Source organism: Pseudomonas sp. (assembly GCF_037994325.1).
Taxonomy (GTDB): domain Bacteria; phylum Pseudomonadota; class Gammaproteobacteria; order Pseudomonadales; family Pseudomonadaceae; genus Aquipseudomonas.
This window is the reverse complement of record NZ_JBBNAH010000329.1, coordinates 1-2,937: the sequence shown is the minus strand read 5'-3', so window position 1 is coordinate 2,937 and position 2,937 is coordinate 1. Positions and strand designations below refer to the sequence as shown.

1 protein-coding gene and 1 pseudogene are annotated in these 2,937 nt (G+C 58.9%); both read right to left on the bottom strand.

Going from position 1 to position 2,937, the window contains the following annotated elements; translation table 11 throughout:
• Positions 1-236, bottom strand: a pseudogene (locus AAAB16_RS11075) (aspartate kinase); the annotation flags it as partial.
• Positions 237-323: 87 nt separating this feature from the next.
• Positions 324-2,937, bottom strand: a 2,614-nt coding sequence (gene alaS, locus AAAB16_RS11070) for an alanine--tRNA ligase (RefSeq protein ID WP_340663361.1), incomplete at its 5' end; no start/stop codon positions are given.

Genomic DNA, 2,937 nt, shown 5'->3' with positions numbered 1-2,937 from the left:
GCAATAGTCACCTGCTCACCAGTGGAGACCATTACGTCCAGCTCGCGCGGAACCGGTTGATCACTAATCTGCTTGGCCAGGTCGATCAGGCGGTTGGTTTCACCGCTCATGGCCGACAACACGATCACCAGGTCATTACCGGCTTCGTGGAATTTCTTGACCTTCTCGGCCACCTGCTCGATACGCTCGACGGTGCCAACGGAGGTGCCCCCAAACTTCTGTACGATCAAAGCCATTTGCAGCTGCCTCAGCCCCTCATTAATCAGTCGCCTCGTCCCGTTGCCAACGCCTGCCGGGCAGCAGGCGGCAATCTGGGGCGAGCGTTATAGACCTTGTTCGACGTAAGGCACAGTCAGCGCCAGCGCGGCATCCAGGGCGCCGGCATCAACGCCGCCACCTTGAGCCATATCCGGGCGACCACCGCCTTTACCACCGACCGCTGCCGCGGCCTGCTTCATCAAATCACCGGCCTTGAGCTGCGCGGTCAGGTCTTGGGTAACGCCTGCGACCAGCACAACTTTGTCATCGCTCACTCCGCCAAGCAGGATCACTGCGCGGCCGAGCTTGTTCTTCAACTGGTCGACCAGCGCCAACAGCGCCTTGCCGTCCAAGCCATCCAGACGATGGGCGAGTACCTTCACGCCTTTCACATCTACTGCCGAACCCGAGAGGTCATCACCTGCCGCGCTAGCGGCCTTGGCTTTGAGTTGCTCCAGTTCTTTTTCCAGTTGGCGATTGCGTTCAACCAGACCACTGAGTTTATCCAGCACGTTGTCGCGGTTGCCTTTGACCAGCGCCGCCGCTTCTTTCAGCTGCTCTTCGGCGCTATTCAAGTAAGCCAGCGCAGCGGCGCCCGTGACGGCTTCGATACGACGCACACCGGCAGCCACACCGCCTTCGCTGGTAATTTTAAACAGGGCGATATCGCCCGTGCGCGAGGCGTGGATACCGCCGCACAGTTCCACCGAGAAACTGCCGCCCATGCTCAATACGCGCACGTTGTCGCCGTACTTCTCGCCAAACAGCGCCATGGCGCCTTTGTTCTTGGCGGTTTCAATATCGGTTTCTTCGGTTTCGACTGCAGTGTTCTTGCGGATTTCGGCGTTGACGATGTCTTCCAGCGCTTTGATCTGCTCAGGCTTGATGGCTTCAAAGTGGCTGAAGTCGAAGCGTAGACGCTGACTGTCCACCAGCGAGCCTTTCTGCTGCACGTGTTCGCCGAGTACTTGGCGCAGGGCTGCGTGCAGCAAGTGGGTAGCCGAGTGGTTGAGCGAAGTGGCTTGACGCACGTCCGCTTCAACGTGGGCTTCAATACTGGCGCCAGCTTTCAGGCTGCCCTCGGTAACCACGCCATGGTGCAGGAACGCACCGCCTGCTTTGGTGGTGTCGCGCACATCAAAGCGCACATCGCCAGCTTGCAGGTAACCGCAATCGCCAATCTGACCGCCGGACTCTGCATAGAACGGAGTCTGATCAAGGACAACAACGCCCTCCTCACCCGCATTTAACTGCTCTACAGCAGCGCCAGCCTTAAACAGCGCCACAACCTTAGCGCTACCCGAGGTGGCTTTATAGCCAAGGAAAACCGTTTCGTCGTCGACTTTCACCAGGCTGTTGTAATCCATACCGAACGAACTGGCGGAACGAGCGCGCACGCGCTGGGCTTCCATCTCACGTTCGAAGCCAGCTTCGTCGAGGGTCAGCTCGCGCTCACGGGCGATATCGCCGGTGAGGTCCATGGGAAAACCAAAGGTGTCGTAAAGCTTGAAGATCACTTCACCGGGAATAACAGTGCCCTTGAGCTCGGCCAGATCCTGCTCGAGGATTTTCAGACCTTGCTCCAAGGTTTTCGCGAACTGCTCTTCTTCGGTTTTCAGCACTCGCTCAATGTGCGCCTGTTGAGCTTTCAATTCCGGGAAGGCATCGCCCATCTCGGCAACCAGCGCGGCAACGATCTGGTAGAAGAAGCTACCCTTGGCACCCAACTTGTTACCGTGGCGGCAAGCGCGGCGGATGATACGGCGTAGCACATAGCCACGGCCTTCGTTGGACGGTGTTACGCCGTCAGCAATCAGGAAGCCGCAGGAGCGGATATGGTCGGCCACCACTTTCAGTGAAGGCTGGTCGTCGTTGTTGCAACCGATGGCCTTGGCGCAGGCGGCCAACAGGCTTTGGAAGAGGTCAATTTCGTAGTTCGAATGCACGTGCTGCAGCACGGCGCTGATACGCTCCAGGCCCATGCCGGTGTCCACCGACGGCGCAGGCAATGGATGCAGCACACCATCGGCGGTGCGGTTGAACTGCATAAAGACGTTGTTCCAGATCTCGATGTAACGGTCACCGTCTTCCTCTGGCGAGCCGGGAGGGCCGCCCCAGATATCGGCGCCGTGGTCGAAGAAAATCTCGGTGCAAGGACCGCACGGGCCGGTGTCGCCCATGGTCCAGAAGTTGTCGGAGGCGTATGGCGCGCCTTTGTTGTCGCCGATACGAACCATACGCTCAGCCGGTACGCCGACTTCTTTGGTCCAGATGTCGTACGCCTCGTCATCGCTGGCATACACCGTCACCCAGAGTTTTTCTTTGGGCAGGTTCAGCCATTGTTCGGAGGTTAGGAATTGCCAGGCGTAGTTGATGGCGTCGCGCTTGAAGTAGTCGCCAAAGCTGAAGTTGCCAAGCATTTCAAAGAAGGTGTGGTGACGTGCGGTGTAACCGACGTTTTCCAGGTCGTTGTGTTTGCCGCCGGCGCGCACGCACTTCTGGCTGCTCACGGCGCGGGTGTAGGCGCGCTTTTCTTGGCCGAGGAAGCAGTCTTTGAACTGGTTCATGCCGGCGTTGGTGAACAGCAGCGTGGGGTCGCCGTGAGGAACGAGCGAGCTGCTGCGCACGCGCCGATGGCCCTTGGACTCAAAAAACCTGAGAAAGGTCTCGCGGACTTCG